The sequence below is a fragment of the Bifidobacterium tibiigranuli genome, from assembly GCF_009371885.1.
Taxonomy (GTDB): Bacteria; Actinomycetota; Actinomycetes; order Actinomycetales; family Bifidobacteriaceae; genus Bifidobacterium; species Bifidobacterium tibiigranuli.
Genome location: NZ_QLZA01000006.1, coordinates 148,134 through 168,340, shown reverse-complemented (window position 1 = coordinate 168,340; position 20,207 = coordinate 148,134). Strand labels below are relative to the sequence as shown.

The 20,207-nt window shown below is 60.9% G+C and carries 14 protein-coding genes; 11 read left to right on the top strand and 3 right to left on the bottom strand.

Features of this window, described 5'->3' with window-relative positions; genetic code table 11:
- Window positions 1–301: 301 nt before the first annotated feature.
- Entirely contained in the window at window positions 302–1,294 is a 993-nt protein-coding gene (locus DDF78_RS06685) for a D-2-hydroxyacid dehydrogenase family protein (RefSeq protein WP_152580962.1), read from the bottom strand.
- A gap of 209 nt (window positions 1,295–1,503) precedes the next feature.
- Here DDF78_RS06685 and DDF78_RS06680 point away from each other — a divergent pair, with 209 nt between their 5' ends.
- Window positions 1,504–2,244: an AAA family ATPase gene (locus DDF78_RS06680; RefSeq protein WP_237564589.1), complete on the top strand. Its 741-nt coding sequence runs from the start codon at window positions 1,504–1,506 to the stop codon at window positions 2,242–2,244.
- 19 nt (window positions 2,245–2,263) lie between these two features.
- Here DDF78_RS06680 and DDF78_RS06675 read toward each other — a convergent pair whose 3' ends face one another.
- Window positions 2,264–2,923, bottom strand: coding sequence for a TetR/AcrR family transcriptional regulator (locus tag DDF78_RS06675; protein ID WP_152580961.1), 660 nt, complete (start codon window positions 2,921–2,923; stop codon window positions 2,264–2,266).
- A gap of 228 nt (window positions 2,924–3,151) precedes the next feature.
- Here DDF78_RS06675 and DDF78_RS06670 point away from each other — a divergent pair, with 228 nt between their 5' ends.
- From DDF78_RS06670 to dnaG, 10 genes are all read left to right on the top strand, one after another.
- Entirely contained in the window at window positions 3,152–6,184 is a 3,033-nt protein-coding gene (locus tag DDF78_RS06670) for an MFS transporter (RefSeq protein ID WP_162000929.1), read from the top strand.
- 143 nt (window positions 6,185–6,327) lie between these two features.
- Window positions 6,328–6,486, top strand: a complete 159-nt coding sequence (locus DDF78_RS11980) for a hypothetical protein (RefSeq protein ID WP_154677514.1) — start codon at window positions 6,328–6,330, stop codon at window positions 6,484–6,486.
- A gap of 656 nt (window positions 6,487–7,142) precedes the next feature.
- A complete protein-coding gene (locus DDF78_RS06665) occupies window positions 7,143–8,375 on the top strand; it encodes a pyridoxal-phosphate dependent enzyme (protein ID WP_237564588.1) in 1,233 nt (410 codons plus the stop codon).
- Between the two features lie 103 nt (window positions 8,376–8,478).
- Complete coding sequence (locus tag DDF78_RS06660) at window positions 8,479–9,663, top strand: cystathionine gamma-synthase (protein ID WP_152580959.1); 1,185 nt, start codon at window positions 8,479–8,481, stop codon at window positions 9,661–9,663.
- A 254-nt stretch (window positions 9,664–9,917) separates the two neighbouring features.
- Window positions 9,918–11,963 (top strand): RecQ family ATP-dependent DNA helicase, encoded by a 2,046-nt coding sequence (locus DDF78_RS06655; RefSeq protein ID WP_152580958.1) that lies wholly within the window; start codon window positions 9,918–9,920, stop codon window positions 11,961–11,963.
- A gap of 302 nt (window positions 11,964–12,265) precedes the next feature.
- Window positions 12,266–12,784 carry an S-ribosylhomocysteine lyase gene (locus DDF78_RS06650; protein ID WP_152580957.1) on the top strand — a complete coding sequence of 173 codons (519 nt, stop codon included), beginning with the start codon at window positions 12,266–12,268 and terminating at the stop codon, window positions 12,782–12,784.
- Between the two features lie 485 nt (window positions 12,785–13,269).
- Window positions 13,270–13,824, top strand: coding sequence for a GNAT family N-acetyltransferase (locus tag DDF78_RS06645; protein WP_152580956.1), 555 nt, complete (start codon window positions 13,270–13,272; stop codon window positions 13,822–13,824).
- 98 nt (window positions 13,825–13,922) lie between these two features.
- Complete coding sequence (gene alr / locus DDF78_RS06640; protein ID WP_152580955.1) at window positions 13,923–15,281, top strand: alanine racemase; 1,359 nt, start codon at window positions 13,923–13,925, stop codon at window positions 15,279–15,281.
- Between the two features lie 245 nt (window positions 15,282–15,526).
- A complete protein-coding gene (locus tag DDF78_RS06635) occupies window positions 15,527–16,813 on the top strand; it encodes a deoxyguanosinetriphosphate triphosphohydrolase (protein ID WP_152580954.1) in 1,287 nt (428 codons plus the stop codon).
- Between the two features lie 65 nt (window positions 16,814–16,878).
- Window positions 16,879–19,032, top strand: a complete 2,154-nt coding sequence (gene dnaG, locus DDF78_RS06630; RefSeq protein WP_152580953.1) for a DNA primase — start codon at window positions 16,879–16,881, stop codon at window positions 19,030–19,032.
- 61 nt (window positions 19,033–19,093) lie between these two features.
- Here the strand turns inward: dnaG and DDF78_RS06625 are convergent, their stop codons facing one another.
- The gene (locus DDF78_RS06625) at window positions 19,094–20,056 is read right to left on the bottom strand and encodes an aminodeoxychorismate lyase (RefSeq protein WP_152580952.1); all 963 of its coding nucleotides are present in this window, start codon (window positions 20,054–20,056) and stop codon (window positions 19,094–19,096) included.
- Window positions 20,057–20,207: the final 151 nt, after the last annotated feature.

Genomic DNA, 20,207 nt, shown 5'->3' with positions numbered 1-20,207 from the left:
CCTAATAGACGAATAAAGTGCTTAATAGATGACAATTTTGATTTGTCGAATCAGATGTTGCTGCGTCTGGTGGAATTAGCCTGTTGGAATCACGTATTAAGCACTTTTTTCGTCTATTAGGCACTTCGCAAAGTAGACCTCGAATATATCTCGAAGGTTTTTGGCGTCATTTCGCCATTTCCACGTTTTGGCGCTGAGACGAAAATGGCGGAATGTAACGGAATTTTCCCAAATCTGCTGAGTAAATCGATGCTGAGCCCCAGAACGCATGTTCCGAGTCATACGGAGCCTGAATCAGACTTCAGTTCGCGACGTTGAAGGACTCGCCTGTGAAGTACGCGGCAATCGACTGCGTGACCTGCTTGGTAAGGCTCTCATATGCCGCCTCGGCGCGCCACGCGACGTGCGGGGTGAGCACCACATTCGGCAGCGCGCGCAGCGGGTCGTCGTCCGGCAGCGGCTCGACGTCGAAAACGTCCAGCCCTGCGCTGATGTCGCCGCGCTGCAGACGACTCGTCAATGCGCCCGGCTCGATGACTTCGGCCCGTGCCGTGTTGACGAATATGGTTCCGGGCTGCAAATGGTCCAGTTGCTCCGACGTGATCACTCCGGCGGTGTCCGGCAGCAGCGGCAGGTGTAGGCTGACGATGTCGGCGCGTTCAAAGAGCTCGCCCATATCGTCCACAGGCGTGGCTTCCAGATCGTGTACGGCCTGAGCATCGAGATGCGAATTCCAGACAAGGATGTGCATGCCGAATCCGCGCGCGATGCGGGCCACATGCTGCCCGATGCCGCCGAATCCAACCAGTGCGATGGTCTTGTTCTCAAGCGAGATGCCGTCCTCGCCATGCCAGCCGCCGATGTGCATCGCAGCATCCATCCGCCCGGTGCGCCGCGCCAGCTCCATGATGAGGGCGACAGCGTGCTCAGCCACCGCACCGTTGCCGTAATGCACGACATTGCACACCCGGATGCCGCGCTCGCGGGTCGCGATGAGATTGATGTAGCTGGCGACGCCGGTGCCGCCGAACGCGAAGCACTCGACATGGTCGCTGACGCGGTCCAGCATCGCATCGCTCACATGGAAACCGATGACGATGACGGCCTGCGCGTCGTCCATACGCTCGACCAGCGTGTCTTCGTCCAACGTGGGCTCGGTGTAGATGCGCACGCGCGCGATGTCGTGTAGGAGATCCAGCGTACTGGTGAACGGCTCCACCATGGAATCGACGATATTGGGGACCGAAAGAAGCGGCAGATCGGTGCGCTCCGGCTGTGTTTCGATGATGCTCATGTCAATACCCTAAGCGATGCCCTGCACGAGCGGCGCATGCGCCCACTCTCTTTTCGCGTTCCAGTGAATTGCGGAGTGTTCCGAGATGCCCTGCGTAGTGGCGATCCTCGTAGTATTGTCACGCAAACCGACTGTTTTACGTGACGACACTACGAGAAGCGGACGATTCCAGTACGACCACGAATGCTTGGCGAGTAAGGTGGGCAGTTATGTACCACGAGGACGCGTTGATGGGGAATAGGGCTTCGCGGGCTTTCGTGCGCGGCGTCATGATCGACTGGTCGCAGGTCGACGCGGATTCGTACCTGCGCCGTATTCCGGCGCTTGCGGCACTCGATGAGTTGCGTTTCGATTCCCCGGTGACGATGTTCTGTGGCGAGAACGGCACCGGCAAATCCACACTGCTTGAGGCCATCGCTGTGGCCTACGGCTTCAACCCGGAGGGCGGCACGCTCAATTACCGTTTCTCGACCTACGACGATGTGTCGCAGCTGGGGTCCGCGCTGACCTTGGTGCGCGACCGGGCGCGCACCAAGTCAAGCTATTTCCTGCGTGCCGAAAGCTTCTTCAACGTCGCCACGAAAGCCATCGAATACGATGCGCACTACGGCAATCGCGACCTGCACGAGCAGTCCCACGGCGAAAGCTTCCTGTCGTTTTTCAACGCATTCGATAGCGCTGGGCTGTACCTGATGGACGAGCCCGAGGCCGCGCTTTCGCCGCAGCGTCAGCTCGCCCTGCTAGTCAAAATCCACGAGCTCGCTGCCAAAGGAGCGCAGTTCATCATCGTCACCCATTCCCCGATTCTGCTTGGGCTGCCCGGAGCGCGGATTCTTGAGTTTGGCGAGCATGGCTTGCAGCCCTGCGATTGGGAGGATACCGACAGCTACCGCGTGACCGAGCTGTTCGTGAACCGGCGTGAGACCCTGTTGCGCAGGCTGTTTGAGTGAGTCAGGAAAGTGATCTCGTCTATTCGGCGCTGTCTGTTCGTTTCATCTCTGTTTGCTTCATATCTGCCCGTTTCACCATCGAGAGGATGATATCGGCGGTATCCTCGATCACGATTTCCCTGTCGTAATCCACCTCGGGCAGCTGCGGCCACGACAGCTCATTCTGCACGGCGTCGACCAGCATGCTCGCCAGCATCGATTGCTCTCTGGGATGCCGCAGGACATAACCGTGGGCTTTGAGCTTGTCGAGAATCGCTTCCGTGAGCACAGCGATGGTGGAATCGAGGAACGCTCCGATTTCGGCGTCGCTGTATTTGAGCGACATGAGATCGTCATGGTATTTTCTGCTGTACTGGTCGTGTGCGTCCACAAGGATGCCCAGAATGTCGCGCACGGTCTGCCGCAGATCGTTGGTAGTTTCCAGTTGATGCAGTTTTTCGGTGAAGTCAGCTAGCCGCTCATCGCGGAACTGCTGCATGCATATGAGCAGAATGTCGCGCTTGTCGTGGAAATAGGCATACACCGTCCCGGTCGAGATGCCTGCGCGCTTCGCGATCTGGGGTATGGTGACGGGGAAGTAGCCGGATTGCGCGAAGGCGGTGCTCGCGGCCTTGACGATGCGGTGCTTCTTCTCGATCGAGCGTTTCTGCACGGGAACGCGGATCTTGGTGTGCGGCATCGCAAAACCTCCCTATGTTGGCGCAGCTCGAAGCGCTTATTTTTCTATCTAGGGCAATATCGTACCCGCAGCTCGGCCAATCACAATTATATGAAATAAGTTTCATATTCACTTTACAAACAGCAAAACCATCGCTAATATACAAATATGAATTCAGTTTCATATATAGCAGTATATGAAACTACGCAAACGCGGCTGCATGCCGCACGCCTCTACAGGAGGAGCATGATGACGAACAAGAACAGCGCTGAAAGCAGGTCGATAGTCGACACGATGCCGTTAAACACGACGGCGTTAGGCGCGACGGCTTCGAAAACGACGTCAATCAGCGCGGAATGCCACACCGCCAACGAAGAAACGGGTGCGGCGTCCAGCACAGGCGGCCGAATGCGGCGCGTCTTCGGTTTCATCGCGATTTGTCTGGCGATGTTCGTGGTGATGCTTGACACCACCATCACCAACATTGCGCTGCCTGACATCATGGATTCCTTCCGATCGACGCTGAATGACGCGAGCTGGATCAGCACGGTGTATGTGCTCGGCGTCAGCGTGCTCATCATCCCTATGGCCCGCATCGCGGACCAGTTCGGGCGCAAGAAAGTGCTGACCGTCGGATTCGTCCTTTTCGGCGCGGGCTCGGCGTTATGCGGTGCCGCAGGATCGCTGCCGTTCCTTATCGCGATGCGGGCGCTGCAAAGTATCGGCGGGGCTATCGTGCTGCCGCTGGCCGTGCCGATGGGCCTGGCCATGTTCGGCATGAAGCGCATGCAGGCGATCTCCGGCGTGGTCGGCGCGACGACTGCCGTAGCCGCTGCGGGTGGTCCGGCGATTGGCGGACTGCTGATTCAGTGGTTCGGCTGGCGCAGCATCTTCTACGTGAACGTGCCGTTCGTGCTGCTCGCCGTCGTGCTGTGCATACTGTGCGTCGACGAATCATATGACGACACCGCCTCGAAACGCGTCGACGTGCTCGGCATGGCGTTCCTGGCTGCGACCCTGTTCCTGCTCACCTTCGCCCTGCTCAAGGGCAAGGACTACGGCTGGGGGTCGGCCACTATCATCACGATGTTCGCTGGTTCGGCAATTTGCCTCGCTGCGTTCATCGTCACTGAGCTGCATGTTTCGGCTCCGATGATGGAGTTCTCGCTGTTCCGTGAGCTCACGTTCACTGCTTCGACCATCTCGTATTTCATCGGCGGCTTCGCCATAGTCTGCCCGGCGCTGATTCTGAATTTCTTCCTGCAGAACGTGCTCGGCTACACGGTGCTGCATGCCGCGCTCATCACCATGTGGATGTCCGCTACTGTGGTTATCGCCATGCCGCTGGGCAATGTGGTCGCCAGCAAGGTCGGCGACGCGCGTGCAGTCAATCTGCTCGGCCTGCTGCTGCTCAGCCTTGGCTGCTTCCTCATGGCGCGAATCGGCGTGGATACGTCCAAAACGGTCATGATTGCGGATATGGTCGTGTTCGGCTTCGGGCTTGGTCTTTCCGCCCAGTCGATTATCACCGCCGTTAAGCATCTTCCCATCGAGAAGAGCGGCATGGCCTCCGGCATTGTCAACTCGATGCGGCAGATCGGCACCTGCCTTGGCATCGCGATTCTCGTCACCTTGCTCGATGCGAATATCACCACCGCGCATAGCGCTATTGAAAGCACGGCCTTGCAGACGGTGTCGCAATCCAGTCTTGCGCCATCGGTCAAAAGCGTGGCGTCGAAGGATATCCGCACGCTGTTGGTGGATGGCACGGATTCCGGCGCTGGTTCTGGCGGTGGTGCGAGCGCGACCTCATCAACCGACAAGCTCAAGCGAGACCTGACCGGCAGCATCAATGCGCTGCAATCTACTCCGACCCCGGAGGATGCTCCGCTGCGCACGTTGTATCACGGCTCCCAAGCTCTCGGGTCATCGGCATCGAAACTGGCTGGCGGGCAGGACAAGCTCGCCGCAGGATCATCAACGCTGGCGAATGGGATATCCGGACTTGCAACCGGTTCGGTGACATTGTCGGGCAAACTCAATCAAGCGGCCGACGGCTCGGCCAAACTCAGCAGCGGCATCGACGCATATACAGCAGGCGTGGCCAGTGCGGCATTGGGAGCGGCGACATTGAATGCGAAGTCCGGCGAAGCGTTGAATTCGCTGGCATCGGGCGCTTCGACGTTGGACGCCGGCGCGCAGCAGTTGTTGGCGCAGATGAGCGCGGGTTCCGCAACGAACGGTGCTGCGGGTAGCAGTGCGACGAGCGGCGCCTCGAACGGTTCGAACGCGATAGCAGGCAGCGCGTCAGGCACCACCATTCGAGACGGAGCCGATGCTCTGGCCTCCGGAGCATCCCAGCTCTCGCAGCGCATGGCTGAATACACGAACGCTTCGGTGGCGATGTATTACACCATGATCAGCGCCAACCCGAACTCTGCGCAGCTGCTCAAGGCCTATACGGCCCAGCTCACCGCCTTGCAAACCTCGTGCACGAAAACCGCGACCAAAGCTGTGGCGAGCAACTGCGAGCAGCAGATTCCTATGTTGTCAAATCTTGTCGCGCTGTACACGGCCGGCACCAGCAGCGGCGTCACGAATGAGTCCGATTTCGTCAAAGCCTTGCAATCGCAAGCATCGGCTTCTGGGCAGGGCAACATCGTTGCCGCTGGCAGCTCGATCACCGCGGCCACGGCGGAGCTGTCCAAAGGAGCCGACAGCCTTTCGAGCCAGTTCCAGCCTGACGGCAAGTTTTCCCAAGGAATCGCGGCACTCGCGCAGGGAGCCCAAACCCTTGACGCTGGCGCGGCTCAGGCCCGAGACCAGCTGCACGGCGGCATCGGTCAGCTTTCCAATGGTCTAGATAGGCTCAACCAGTCCGGAAGCGCACTGCAATCGGCGTCATCGTCGCTTTCTGCGGGACTCACCACGCTCGCACAAGGTTCCAGCACGCTCGGAGCCGGCCTGGCGTCTGCGCAGCAGGGCAGTAGTTCGCTCGCCGAAGGAAGCAAAACTGCCGCACGGGGCGGCCAAGCCCTTGCCGAGGGCACTGGAAAACTGACCAGCGGCATCGGCAAAGTTGACCAGGGCAAAACCCTGAGCGCCGTGTTCGATTCCATCAGCGACACCAAAAACAACGAGATCTCACACGCTTTCGGCAAAGTGTTCACCGTAGCAGGCATCGTCCTAGGCCTGACCAGTATCATCGGTATCTTCACCGATCGCAAGGCAGCAGAGTCGCCCGAGTCGGCTGGCGCGGCATCGGCCAGCACATCAAATTGAGGTACCTAAGCCAGAATCTGGAACAACTGCCACTGGTGCTGGGTCGTGGCAAAGGTTGCGCTGGCCTTATATACAGAGCAGACAAAATAAAATGTATTTTTAACTTGTGACGTTTTTCAACATAAATAAAATACATTTTATTTATGTTGAAGTATGGGCTGTTTTCTCTGCAGACGGTGCGCGACAATTATCCGAAAACGCTGATCACGCTTGATGATGAGCGGCCTTCCTTCCATGAAGGCATACGACAGGTGTATGCCTTGGATTGGCTGCTGGGCCAAGGCGCTGGGGAATCCCAGTAGAATCTAGGAGACACGCGGGAGCGCGGGGCTGTGCTATGGTATGAGACATGAGTTATATCTTATGTTGTTGTTGTCTCTGACCGACGCCACTGAAGGCGGACGGGCAACGATGCATAATTGAAGAGACGATGACTCAAGTCACATACCTGCCAGAGTGAAGCATTTCTGGATTGAAGCACATGATTCTTGATTAATGGTTCGTAATTTGAACGAATCACAATCATCGAATGAGCGTTTTCGCGGTGTTGTAGATAGCTGACATTGTAGAGTACGGCGATATAGAGAATTCTGTTGTTTTGGATTCGTAATACTTACATTCCGCGGTATTAGACTCGCAGTGTTTTGCCCATATGCTGCATGTGCCGAGGTTGTGCAATGGCATGAGCTGGAATCCAAACGGCGGACGACACGGCTTAGATTGCTGCGATTCGCTGGTTATGGCATGCGAAGCATAATCGACTGCACATGGCATTGCCGCGGAATTGCGGCACTGTTTTGGTTGTTGTGCTGCTATTGATATCATCTACTTTTGTCATTGTCTCGACTCGTATATCGTTTGCCTATCGTCTTCCCTCGATGCTGATATCGCACAATCTCCGTCCATCGCCCTCGCATCTGCGGGCCACGGACAGCACAGAACCCCAAGACTGCAAGACTTGAAATATCAAGCGATGAGCACCAAGCGCATCGCGGAAAACGAGACGATGATGACCATTCCTGCCACAATCGATTTCACTATCCATTCCGTTGCTGATGAGCCTGCTGACGACTCTTCCGATACCTCTGTCTCAGCCGCGCACTCTGACGACACCCGCTCTGCTGGCATTGCCTTCTCGGTGACCGAACTCATCGGCGACACGCCGCTGGTGCGGCTGAATCGCATCGCAAGCGACGTCGACGCGACCATCGCGGTGAAAGTCGAATACCTCAATCCCGGAGGGTCGAGCAAGGACCGCATCGCGCAGCGCATCATCGAGGCTGCGGAGCGTTCCGGGCAGCTGGGGCCCGGCGGCGTCATCGTCGAGCCGACCAGCGGCAACACCGGCGTGGGGCTGGCGCTGGTGGCCCAGCAGCGCGGATACCGGACCATATTCGTCCTGCCCGACAAGGTCTCGGAATCCAAGCGGGCCGTGCTGCGCGCCTACGGTGCCGAAGTCGTGGTGACCCCGACGAACGTGGAGCCGCAGGATCCGCGATCGTACTATCAGGTTTCCGACCGGCTCGCGCGCACGATCCCCGGCGCATTCAAGCCGAATCAGTATTCCAACGAGAACGGCCCGTTGAGCCATTACGAGACCACCGGACCCGAGATCTGGCGCGACAGCGAGCATCACGTCACCCATTTCGTCGCTGGCATCGGCACGGGCGGCACGATTTCCGGCACTGGTCGCTACCTCAAAGAGATCTCCGACGGTGCGGTGACAGTCGTCGGTGCCGACCCGGAAGGCTCGATCTACTCCGACCCCACAAACGTGCATGTCTATGACATCGAAGGCGTGGGCGAGGACTTCTATCCCAAGGCTTTCGACCAGTCCATCCCTGACAGCATCGTGCAGATCAGCGACGAGCAGGCCTTCCTGATGACTCGGCGGCTGGCTCGCGAAGAGGGCCTGCTGGTCGGCGGGAGTTCCGGCATGGCGGTCGCGGCGGCCGTGCAGTACGCTCGCGAGCATCATCTCGCCGCAGACGACCTCGTGGTCGTGCTGCTGCCCGATTCGGGCCGTGGCTACCTCGACAAGATCTTCGACGACGAATGGATGCGGGCGCACGGCTACGCGGATGTCGTCGAGGCGACCACGCCCGAGCCGTTGGTCGGTGCGGATGGTGAGGCGCGCGTGCCGGCGGGTGTTGCAGGCGGTGCAAAGGAGGCATCGTCTGTGAACTCATAGATTCCAACGCAAACTTTTAACCTACATAATTAATCGTTCCAATAACCGCAATTACCAATACTTACAAGCGTTCCAACATAACCATCACAAGGAGCAATTCATAATGACCACCGAGAACATCGCCACCGCCGCATCCGCCGCCCTCTCCACCCGCGCCATCCACGCAGGCCAGGAGCCAGACCCGACGACGGGCGCAGTCTCCACGCCAATCTACATGACCTCGACCTTCAAGCAGGATGGGGTCGGCGGCCTGCGCGGCGGCTACGACTACAGCCGGTCCGTCAACCCCACAAGGACCTCCTTCGACGAGCAATTGGCGGCAGTGGAGGGCGCGAAGCATGCGATTTCCTTCGCCTCCGGACTGGCCGCCATCGATGTGCTGCTGCGTGCCACGCTCAAGCCCGGCGACGCGATCCTGCTCGGCAACGACGTCTACGGCGGCACCTATCGGCTGCTGTCCAAGGTGTTCGTGCCGTGGGGCATCACGCTCGACGTCGTCGACATTACCGACCCCACGGCGGTCAGCGCGGCGCTGGCGCAGCGCCAGTACGCCTACGTGTGGGTCGAGACGCCCAGCAACCCGCTGCTGAGCATCACCGACATCGCGGCCACGGCGGCGCTCGCACATGCGCACGGCACCAAGGTCGCGGTCGACAACACCTTCGCCTCGCCGGTCCTGCAGCACCCGCTGCAGGATGGTGCCGACGTGGTGGTGTATTCGACCACGAAGTACATCGGCGGCCACTCCGACGTGGTCGGCGGCGCGGTGCTCGTGGACGACGACGAGACGGCCGAGAAGGTCACCTTCCTGCAGAATGCGGCAGGCGCAGTGCCTTCGCCCTTCGATGCATGGCTTGAGATTCGCGGACTCAAGACGCTTGAGCTGCGCGTCAAGCAGCACAGCAAGAACGCGCTCGCCATCGCGCAGTGGCTTGAGCAGCACAGCGAGGTGGAACATGTGTGGTACCCGGGTCTGGAAAGCCATCCGGGCCACGACATCGCGGTGCGCCAGATGCACGGCGGCTTCGGTGGCATGATCTCCATCCAGCTCGCCGCCGGGGGAGAGGCCGCGCGCGCCTTTGCCGCCGCGACGAAGATCTTCACGCTCGCCGAGTCCTTGGGCGGGGTCGAATCGCTCGTCGAGCACCCTGCCGCCATGACGCACGCCTCGGTTTCCGGCACGACCTTGGAAGTGTCCGACAATCTGGTGCGCCTGTCGGTCGGCATCGAAGGCGTGGACGATCTCATCGCCGACCTCGATCAGGCCTTCGCGGCGATTGCGCAGTAGCGCTATAAGTTCAGCAGAACACTGCGCTGCCTCACGCTCAGCGTACGTTTTCCATATCGAAAAGGCTTCGGATGTCGGAAAACGTACGCTGACGCATGGGCATCGTACGTTTTCCAATACGTCCTTGGTGAACGTGCCAAATAACGTACGCTGAGAGTTGCTGATTGCTGGAACCTGCAATCCGCATGAGATTTGTGCTTGATGCGACAAGGCTGCTCGTGGCGAAATAAGGACGCGGCTATAGACTCGAAGGCATGACACCGTCGCATTCAACTGAGTCGCTTGTAGCCGAGCCGCAGCAGATCGAATCGCCCCGTGCTGAATCGCGCGAGGCCGAGCCGTATAGCGCTCAATCGCAGCAGGCCGCGCTTGATGCGCTGCATCGGTATTTCGGCTACGACTCGTTCCGTACTGGGCAGGCGGGGCTTGTCGATGCGATTCTCGCTGGGCGCGATGTGCTGGGCGTCATGCCTACCGGCGCGGGCAAGTCGATCTGCTACCAGATTCCCGCTACGCTGCTGCCTGACCTGACCATCGTCATTTCGCCGCTCATTTCCCTGATGCGAGATCAGGTCGATGCTCTGAACGACCTCGGCATTCCGGCGGCGTACATCAACACCACGCAGGATATGGACGAGCAGGGCATGGTGCTCGCCCAGGCGGCGCGCGGCGACGTGAAGCTGCTTTACGTTGCGCCGGAACGCCTGGAAACCGAGCGGATGCGCTCCTTCGCGGCACGAGTGCCGATTTCGCTTATCACTGTGGATGAGGCGCATTGCGTCTCGCAATGGGGCCAGGATTTCCGCTCGTCGTATCTGGGCATCGGCGAATTCATCGCAGCCTTGCCGAGCTGTCCGACCGTGGCCGCGTTCACCGCGACCGCCACGCAGCATGTGCGGCGTGATATCGTCGCGCTGCTGAATTTGCAGCACCCGCAGGTGACGGTGACCGGCTTCGACCGGCCGAACTTGTTCTTTGATATTCTGCGCATGCCGACGAACACCAAGAACGTCTGGATCGCGAACTACGTCATCGACCACGCCGACGAGTCCGGCATCGTCTACTGCGCCACGCGCAAGGAGACTGAGGCGCTCGCGGGGCTGCTGTCCGAGCGCGGCGTGCCAGCGGTCGCCTACCACGGCGGCATGTCGGCGCAGAACCGCAATGACGCCCAGCGCGCCTTCGTCACCGATGCCGCGCCAGTCGTCGTGGCCACAAACGCGTTCGGCATGGGCATCGACAAATCCAATGTGCGTTACGTCATCCACCACAACATGCCCGAAAGCATCGAGGCCTACTATCAGGAGGCTGGCCGCGCCGGGAGAGACGGCGAACCGAGCCGCTGCACACTGCTATGGAACGATAGCGATATCGTCACGCGCCGCCGCCTGCTCGACATGGATTCGCAAAACGACCGCATGAGCGAAGACGAGCGCGAAGTCGTGCGGCTGAGCCATCGCCGGCTGCTTGATGCGATGATCGGCTACTGCCGCACGACCGAATGCCTGCACGCCTATATGACGCGGTATTTCGCCGATCCCGATGCGGCGCAATCCGCGCCTCCCCAAGACGAATCATCGCATGCCGCTGCTGACAACCAAACGAGCAACGACCCGGCACCAGCCAAACCAAACGGTTGCGGCAATTGCGCCAACTGCCTGAGCACCTTCGCCACCATTGACGTCACCGACATCGCGCGCTCAATCAGCCGATGTGTGCATGACCTCAATCAGAGCTTCGGCATGGGCAAGATCGTGGCCGTGCTGCGAGGCTCGAAAACCCAAGATCTGCTCGCTCGTCACCTCGACTCCTGCCCGAGTTATGGGGTGCTCGAGCAGGTGCCGCAGGCCCGCGTGCGCGATGTGCTCAATCAGATGACCACCGACGGCTTCCTGACCGTGTCCGAAGGGCGGCTGCCCGTCGTGCATTTCGGACCGCGAGCCGCAGCGACGGCCAGTAGCGATTTTCATTATGAAATCAAGCGCGTCGAACGGCCTGCTGCGGTTGGCGGACGAACCGGTCAGGTGAAGCAGTCCGGACAGACGCTTGGCTCGGATGCCGGCATGGATACCGAAGTCGACGAGCCGCTGTTCGAACGGCTGCGGGTTCTACGCCGCGATATCGCACGCGAAATCGGCAAGCCGCCCTACATCGTCTTCTCCGACAAGACTCTGCGCGATATGACCCGCATTCGCCCGGTGACCAATGCGCAGTTCCTCGCAGTCAACGGCGTGGGGGAGAACAAGCTCAACCTCTACGGCAAGCGCTTCATGGAAGCCATCCGCTCGTTCGAGGAGTAGTAAATGGCACTGCATAGATGGCACTGCGTAAATGGCACTGCGTAAATGGCGCTGCGCGGATGGACGCTGCGTAAATGACACCGCGCAGCTCGAACGTTGCGCGGTCGGAACACTGCGCGGGGCAAACACATCAAGTCCGGCATTACTTCCACATATAGCCAGTCATAACATTTGCTGTCCTTGCTGAGCGAAAACTTGGCTGCACGCCAAACCATGCACGGCGTAGGATGCTCATAGTGACGAATTCTCCGTGCGGGATATGCCGGGGAGCCGAATGTCGCTTATGCACGAACGGAGGAATCATGCCAACGGATACCGCAACCAAAACAGCCGAGACGGAGGGCACCAAGCCGCAGCCGGAAAGCTTCCAGCTCGACCACACCAAGGTGAAGGCGCCTTACGTGCGCTACATCGACACCGAAACCGGCCCGAATGGCGACGTGATCTCCAACTACGACCTGCGCCTCGTGCAGCCGAACGAGAACGCCATACCGACCGCCGGCCTGCACACCATCGAGCACACCATCGCCGTGCTGCTGCGCGAGCGCATTCCGGGCTACATCGACTGCTCGCCCTTCGGCTGCCGCACCGGATTCCACCTGCTGACCTGGGGCGAGCATTCCACCGTGGACGTAGCCAAGGCACTCAAGGAATCCTTGGAATTCATCGCCTTCGAGGCCACATGGGACGATGTGCCGGCCACCACGATCGAGAGCTGCGGCAACTACCGCGACCACAGTCTGTTCACCGCCAAGGAATGGTGCAAGGACATCCTCGCCAAGGGCATCAGCTCCGACGCCTTCGAGCGCAAGGTTGTTTGAGGGCACCGTGGTCTAAGGGTGCCATATTTGAATATGCCGTGGTCTGAGGGCGCTGGAATCTGAAAATATTGTGATTTAGTCGACTCGATGGGAGCCTGCACTAGGAAATGGCTTGCTGCTGAGTCGTATCTCGCTTATGTGAGGCGTTATTCCAAGCCCGCGGAGGTCTTTCTGCGTTATGTGGGGCGTTAATTCCACGGCACCCCAAGTATCAATGGCCCAAAACGGCGGTTCTGATACTCGGCCCTCTAAGAAATAGCGCCTCACATAACGCAGAAAGACCTCCGCAGCACGCCCATAGCGCCTCACATAAGTGAGATAGCTGGCGATAACATGCTGAAAACGGAGCTCTGGGATCTCTGGGGCCAATACCCGTTGGGGAACAGGCCTAAACACCCTTGTGACAGCATGCTGGGAGGGTGGCGTGATAGCCTAGCGGCCGATTCTTTCCATTGTTCTGTTTGGCTCAAGGTGGTTGTGGTTGTATGGGCAGTATTGCGTCCTCTCGTCGGTTCCGTCATGCGACTATGCGCGATTACGAGCGCATCCAGCGCATCTATGCGTACGCTCGCGCGATAATGGCGGCGAATGGCAATCCGACTCAGTGGGGTGATTCCTTCCCGCGCGAAAGCACTGTTCGCGCCGATATCGCCGAAGGCCGCACGATGCTGCTGATTGATGACGGAATCGATGACGGAATTGATGACGGTGCCGAAGGCGACGGCGAGCGCATTCTGGCCCAATTCGCCCTATGCCCAGGCGAGGACCCGACCTACCGCGATATCGACGGCAGCTGGCTCGACGACGACCCCTATGTGACCATCCACCGCATCGCCTCCTCGGGGCAGGCGGGGCATGTGGCCTACGACTGCATCGACTGGGCAGCGGAGCACTACGGCAACGTGCGCGCCGACACGCACCCCAACAACAAAGCCATGCAGCATGTTTTCGAACGCAGCGGCTTCGTCCGGTGCGGCCTTATCGCCCTGCTCGACCGCGACACCGATAAGACGCGCATCGCCTATCAGCGGCACGAGTAGTAGGGCGCGGGCGGTGGCGGGAACACGGATCGTTGCTTCATGGGCCGAATTGGGCGGTTTGTGGCATCGTCGTCAATGATGCGAGTCACAATGAAGCCATGACTGCGAATGCATGCGAACCATGGCCCTTCTCCTCGCCCCAAGGCATAGCGAATTACGAAGCCGCGCTGCGGCAATACCCCGGCCAGGCGATTATCGATCTGGCCGCGCTGCGCGACAATATGCGCCACTTGGTCGAGGTGGTGGGCGGGCCGAAATCCGGCACGGCGGTGATGGGCGTGGTCAAGGCCGACGCTTACGGGCATGGGCTGGTTCCTGCGGCGCTCGCGGCGCTGGCAGGAGGTGCCACATGGCTGGGCGCGGCGCAATCGCATGAGGCGCTGGCCCTGCGCAAGGCCGGCATCGGGCTGGATCGCTGCCATATTCTCACCTGGGTCTACAACGGCTTGGCGGTGCCGTTTGACGAGCTTATCGCCAACGACATCGATATCTCGCTCGGCTCGCTGGCCGGCATCGATGCGCTGGCTGATGCGGCTCGGCAGTTGGGCCGCCCCGCTCGCGTGCATATCAAGGTGGATACGGGCTTTGGGCGCAACGGTTTCACCGAGCAGGGCTTTGACACGTCTTTGCGCAAACTCGTCCCATTGGCCAAGGAAGGTGCGTTACATATCGTCGGGCTGTGGAGCCATCTCGCCGTGGCTGATGCGCCGGACGTCCCCGAATTCGTGGACTCCACCGACCGTCAGATCGAGCATTTCCATGATTTTGAGCGCCGTATGCGCGCCGCCGGCATCGAACCGGAGATCCGGCATCTGGCGAACACCGCCGCCACGTTGACACGCCCCGAGATTCATTTCGAATTGACCCGGCCCGGCATCGGGCTGTACGGCTACGAAGCCGACCCGGCGATGGGCACGCCGCAGGATTACGCATTGACGCCCGCCATGACCCTGCAGGCCCAGCTGGGCACCGTCAAGGATGTGGAGGATGGGCACGGCATCTCCTACGGCCGCACCTATATCACCGAAGGCGAGACAAGCACCGCCATCGTGCCGCTGGGCTACGCGGATGGCATTCACCGCTCGGCCTCGGGATTCGACGAGCGCGGAGCCAAGCATGCCGTCAAGCCCGGAGGCCCCGTGCGCGTCATGACTGCCGCAGGACCGGAGCTCATGCACGTTTCGGGGCGCGTGTGCATGGACCAGTTCATTCTTGATCTGCATGGTTCGGCCGCGCATCTTGGCATCCACGAAGGCGATACGGTCAAGCTCTTCGGCCCCGGGCGTGGCGAGGAATTCGCCGAGCCGACGGCTGACGACTGGGCGCGCGCCGCCGACACCATCAGCTACGAGATTTTCACCTGCCTGCGCAACCGCATCCCGCGGCTCTACCTGCATGCGAACGAGGTGCTGGGTGCCGATGACCTTGCCAAGCTCGACCCCGCGAGTGTGCTGTAGGGATTGGTTGTAAGGCTCGCACTTTTTTGACCGGCCTCGAAAAAGTGTGAGCAGAACGCACATTTCATGTGCGTTTATTTCGGGTGACAAACGTTGAAGCTACGCCATTTGCAGTGCGGGAAACTAACATTTCCATTGTTCATTTGACTCGCACTTTTTCAAGGCCGGTCAAAAAGTGTGAGCCGTAAACGCGGCGAAAGTCCCATGCTCTCCCCAAACGCGGGGTGTGGCCCTATGCTGGTGCTATGGGAACAACGCGAGATGGCGAGCAGGTGCTGGGCGATGAGGGCTACGATGCCTTCGATGAAGAGCGGTGGGCGGTCGAACCGCCGAAATCGCGCTCTCGTACCGCTTTTGAACGCGATCGGGCACGCCTGATTCATTCCTCCGCATTGCGCCGGCTCGGCGCGAAAAGCCAGATTCTGGTGGCTGGAACAGACGATTTCGCCCGAACCCGGCTTACTCATACGCTCGAGGTGGCGCAGATCGGCCGGCAGATCGGCATGATGCTCGGCTGCGACCCCGACGTGGTGGACTGCGCCTGCCTGGCGCATGACCTCGGCCACCCGCCCTTCGGACACAACGGCGAGAAGGCGCTGGCCGCCATCGCCGCTGATATCGGCGGCTTCGAGGGCAACGCGCAAACCCTGCGACTGCTTACGCGCTTGGAGCCCAAGGTCTTCCACGCCGACGGCCGCTCGGCCGGCGTCAATCTGACCCGCGCCTCGCTGGATGCCGCCGTGAAATACCCGTGGACGCTGGCCGAGGCCGCGCAGCACCCCAAGGGCGAGCGTAGTGCCAAGTACTGCGTGTACCCCGACGACGTCGACGTGTTCAACTGGCTCAAACAGGGTGCGCCGAAGGCCACGAAACCGATGGAATGCCAGGTGATGGACCTGAGCGACGATATCGCCTACAGCGTGCATGACGTCGAGGACGCAATCGCGACGGGGGCCTTCAACCCGATGGCGCTGGCCGACGCGCGCATCATCGACGCGCTCATCGAGGACGCGCGGGCCTGGTATGGCGCGAAATGGGATGCCGACAAGCTGCTCGCGGCCTTGCAACGGCTGCAAGGCGAGCATATGTTCCCCACGCATTTCAACGGTTCGCGCGGGGCCTTGGCGCAGCTCAAGAACATCACGAGCGCCCTAATCGGCCGCTTTGCCGGGTCGGTGGAAGCCGCCACGCGCGAGCGCTACGGCGACGGCCCGCTGACGCGGTACAGTGCCTCGGTCGTCATCCCTGAACAGACCGAGTACGAAATCGTGATCCTCAAAGGCATCGCCGTCTACTTCGTGATGGAGCCGCGCGAGCGCGAGCCCATGCACCAGCAGGAGCAGGCCATTGTCGAAGATCTGGTCGATGTGCTCATGGCTGACTCCCCACGGCCCAGCGACGCGCTGGAAGCCGTGTTCCTGCAGGACTGGAACGAGGCCAGTAATGACGACGAGCGCCTGCGCGTGGCCGTCGATCAGGTCGCCAATCTCACCGACGGCTCGGCGCTGGCGATGCATTCCATCCTGTGCTAGGCGCGTTTCGGTTGCGAGTTCCGGCGAGCCGCCCGCTTCACTGGGGTGGGGTATTGTAGGGCGCTATGGCTGGAATGATTCTGAAGGAAGATGTGGAGAAGGTGCGCGCTGCGGCGGACCTGTACGACATCGTGTCTGCGTCCGTGACGCTCAAGCCTTCGGGAACCGGCACCTACGTAGGGCTGTGCCCCTTCCATGACGAGAAGACGCCAAGCTTCTCGGTGCGGCCGTCACTGGGCGTCTGGCATTGCTTCGGCTGTGGTCTGGGCGGCGACGTGTTCGGCTACGTCGAGCAGCAGGAGAACATCGACTTTCGCGAGGCCGTGGAGCTGCTGGCCGACAAATACCATATCGAGCTGCATTACGAAGCCGGGTCGGGCCGCGAGGAGCACTCCGGCTCGAAGCGCACGCGGCTGCTGGATGCGAACGAGGAGGCGCAGCGCTTCTTCGTCTCGCAGATCATGAGCAAGGAGGCGCTCGCGGCCCGCAAGCTGCTCGGCGGGCGCAACTTCAGCCAGGCCGACTGCGAGCGCTTCGGCTGCGGATATGCGCCGCAGGGCTGGGACAATCTCGTGCGCTACTTGGCCGCCAAGGGCTTCACCCAGCAGGAGATGCTGGACGCCGGGCTTGCGCGCCAAGGCCAGCGCGGCGTCTACGACTACTTCCGCGGGCGGGCGACCTGGCCCATCCGCGACTCCACCGGGCGCACGCTGGGCTTCGGCGCGCGAAAGCTCTACGACGACGATACGATCGGCGCGAAATACATCAACACCCCGGACACGCAGCTCTACCGCAAAACGCAGGTGCTCTACGGCATCGACCTGGCCAAATCCGCCATCGTGAAGAAGCGCCAGGCGGTTATCGTCGAAGGCTACACGGATGTGATGGCCTGCCATTTGGCCGGCATCGACACCGCCGTGGCGACCTGCGGCACCGCCTTCGGCGCGGAGCACGCCAAAATCGTGCGTCGGCTCATTTCCGACGATTCGCTTGGGGCCGTGCAGCTCATCGGGCCGCTCAATGTGGAAGGGCAGTCGCTCAGCTCGCGCATCGTATTCACCTTCGACGGCGACGCGGCGGGGCAGAAGGCGGCGCTGCACGCCTTCGCGCTTGATTCCGCATTCCTCTCGCAGACCTTCGTGGCGGTCGCCGACGGCAATCTCGATCCCTGCGATCTGCGCCTGGAGCAGGGCAACGAGGCGGTGAGCTCGCTCATCGAGCATGCGAAGCCGCTGTATGATTTCGTGATTGAGGCCGCTATCGCGCGCTTCGACACGTCATATACGACCGGTCAGATGGGCGCGGTGAAGGCTGCGGCCCCGCTGATTGCGCAGATACGCGACCGCTCGCTGCTGGACATTTACACGCGCAAGGCGACGCGTCGCATCGGCGTGGACCTCGACATCATGCGCCGTGAAGTCAACGCCGCACGTCGGCAGCTCAACGTGCGAGACGACGATGCCTATGCGCCGAAACGGCGCTTCGGTGGGGCGGCTTCGGGCAGCGGCATGGGCGGCTCAGGCGCTTCCGGCGGTTTTGCGGGTCGGGGCGAGCGTGGGGAGCGCGGCGAGGATCCGTATGCGAATCCGGCCCGGCGCAAGGCGCTCGAGCGCCGCGATGCCAATGAGCAGACCTACTATCGTATCGATGACGCCGTGTTCATCTGCGAGCAGCAGTTCATGGCTACGCTTATTCAGGTGCCGCGCGCCATCGACCGCGCGTGGTTCGCACAATTGAGCCTGTCGAACTTCATGACCTCGGTGTTCCGTTCGCTCTTCCAGGCGGTGGCTGCCGCAGGCGGTTTGCCAAGCGATGACACGCCGCAGGGATTGTGGATTCACAACCTCACCAAAGCCGGCGGGCCGCTGCTCGAACAGGTCATCAACGAGCTGGCCGTCATGCCGCTGCCGTTGCCGCCCAATCCGCGCGACAGCTCCAATTCGACAGCGAATTCATCGGCCCAGAACGGCCAGAATATGCAGAACGGTCAGGCCGCGCCTGTGCAGCTGCGCGCGCCCAGCCCAGCCGAGCAGCGCTACGCCTCCGAGCTTTTGGCGCGGCTGCTCGATATGGGCTTCATGCGCCGCATCGGCGCCGCCAAGCGCAAGATGTCACAGCTGCCTGACGGCAAGGAGAAAATCACGCTGCTGGGCGACATCACCACGATGGAAACCGCCCGTAAGGACCTGCAAACCCAGGTCTACGGCAACGTGGCCTGAATGGCTCTTCAGGCTTTTGGCAACGCTGCCTGATTTGCGGCTTCGGCGCGTGGCTCTCGATCTACTCCTCGTAGGCTCCCAGCGGCCCGATCGACAGCGCGTCGTCGTGGGTGCGGCCGGAGTGGATGGCGTCGTTGATGCCGGCGATCTGGGCTTCGTCGACGTCGTAGGTGCGCCCGTCAAGCGCGGATACGGGGATGACCCAGCCACCGTGCGTGATGAACAGCCGGTCGGCCTCGCGCAGCTGGTCGATGGGCAGCTTGGCATACTTGATATCCAAGCCTTCCTGCCGCGCCCAGGCGAACATCTCGCGCTGCGAGGTGCCGTTCAAAATACCAATGCGCGGGTCGGGGGTGATGAGGCCGTCGCCGTACTGCGCCACGACCGACGAATTCGGGCATTCGAGCGTGAAGCCGTCGGCGGTATAGGTCACCGCGTCATCGACGCCGCGCCGCCGGCATTCGCGGTGCATCGCCTGATTGACCGCGTAGCTCAGGGTCTTCGCGCCGTTGAGCAGCCACGGCGCGCGGGCGGTGATATCGCTGGCATACCCTCGGTTGAGGGAAGTCAGGGTAATCGGTGCGGTATCGTGCAACGTGCCGCGTCCGTCCAGGAACATCCACACGCTGGGCGTGCCGTAGTCCGTTTTGCCGATGCCGGTGTCAGGGTCCATGCCGCGCGACACGAGGATGCGCAGCAGGGGAGCCGGCTCAGGGTCGTCGTACTGCGCGATGACTTCGTTGATTGCCGCGATGAACGCCTGATGATTCGGCTGGGGCATGTCCATCAGCCGCGCCGAATTCGACATCCGCTTGAGATGGTTCTCCAAGGAAATCGGGTAGCCGTGCCACACCGTGGTCGCCTCGAACACGCCGTCGCCGCGCAGCACGCTCAGGTCGAAGGGCGATACGCAACGGTAATACGGGTCGACGATGCGCACCAGGTCCTCGCCGAAATCCTTCGGTGAGGTACCTGCTGGCGCGAATAGGCCACTGCCGCCCACACCCAGAATGATCGAGTTCATGACGCTCCTTCTCCTTCAGATTCACACATAAGGTAACGCATTGACATTACCGGTGCGCTCCTTGGCGTGTGTCGACGCGTAACCGGCACAGTCGAGATATAGCATCTGTAGCGGGAGAGCTACAGGACTGCTGCCGCACGACACAGTTAAC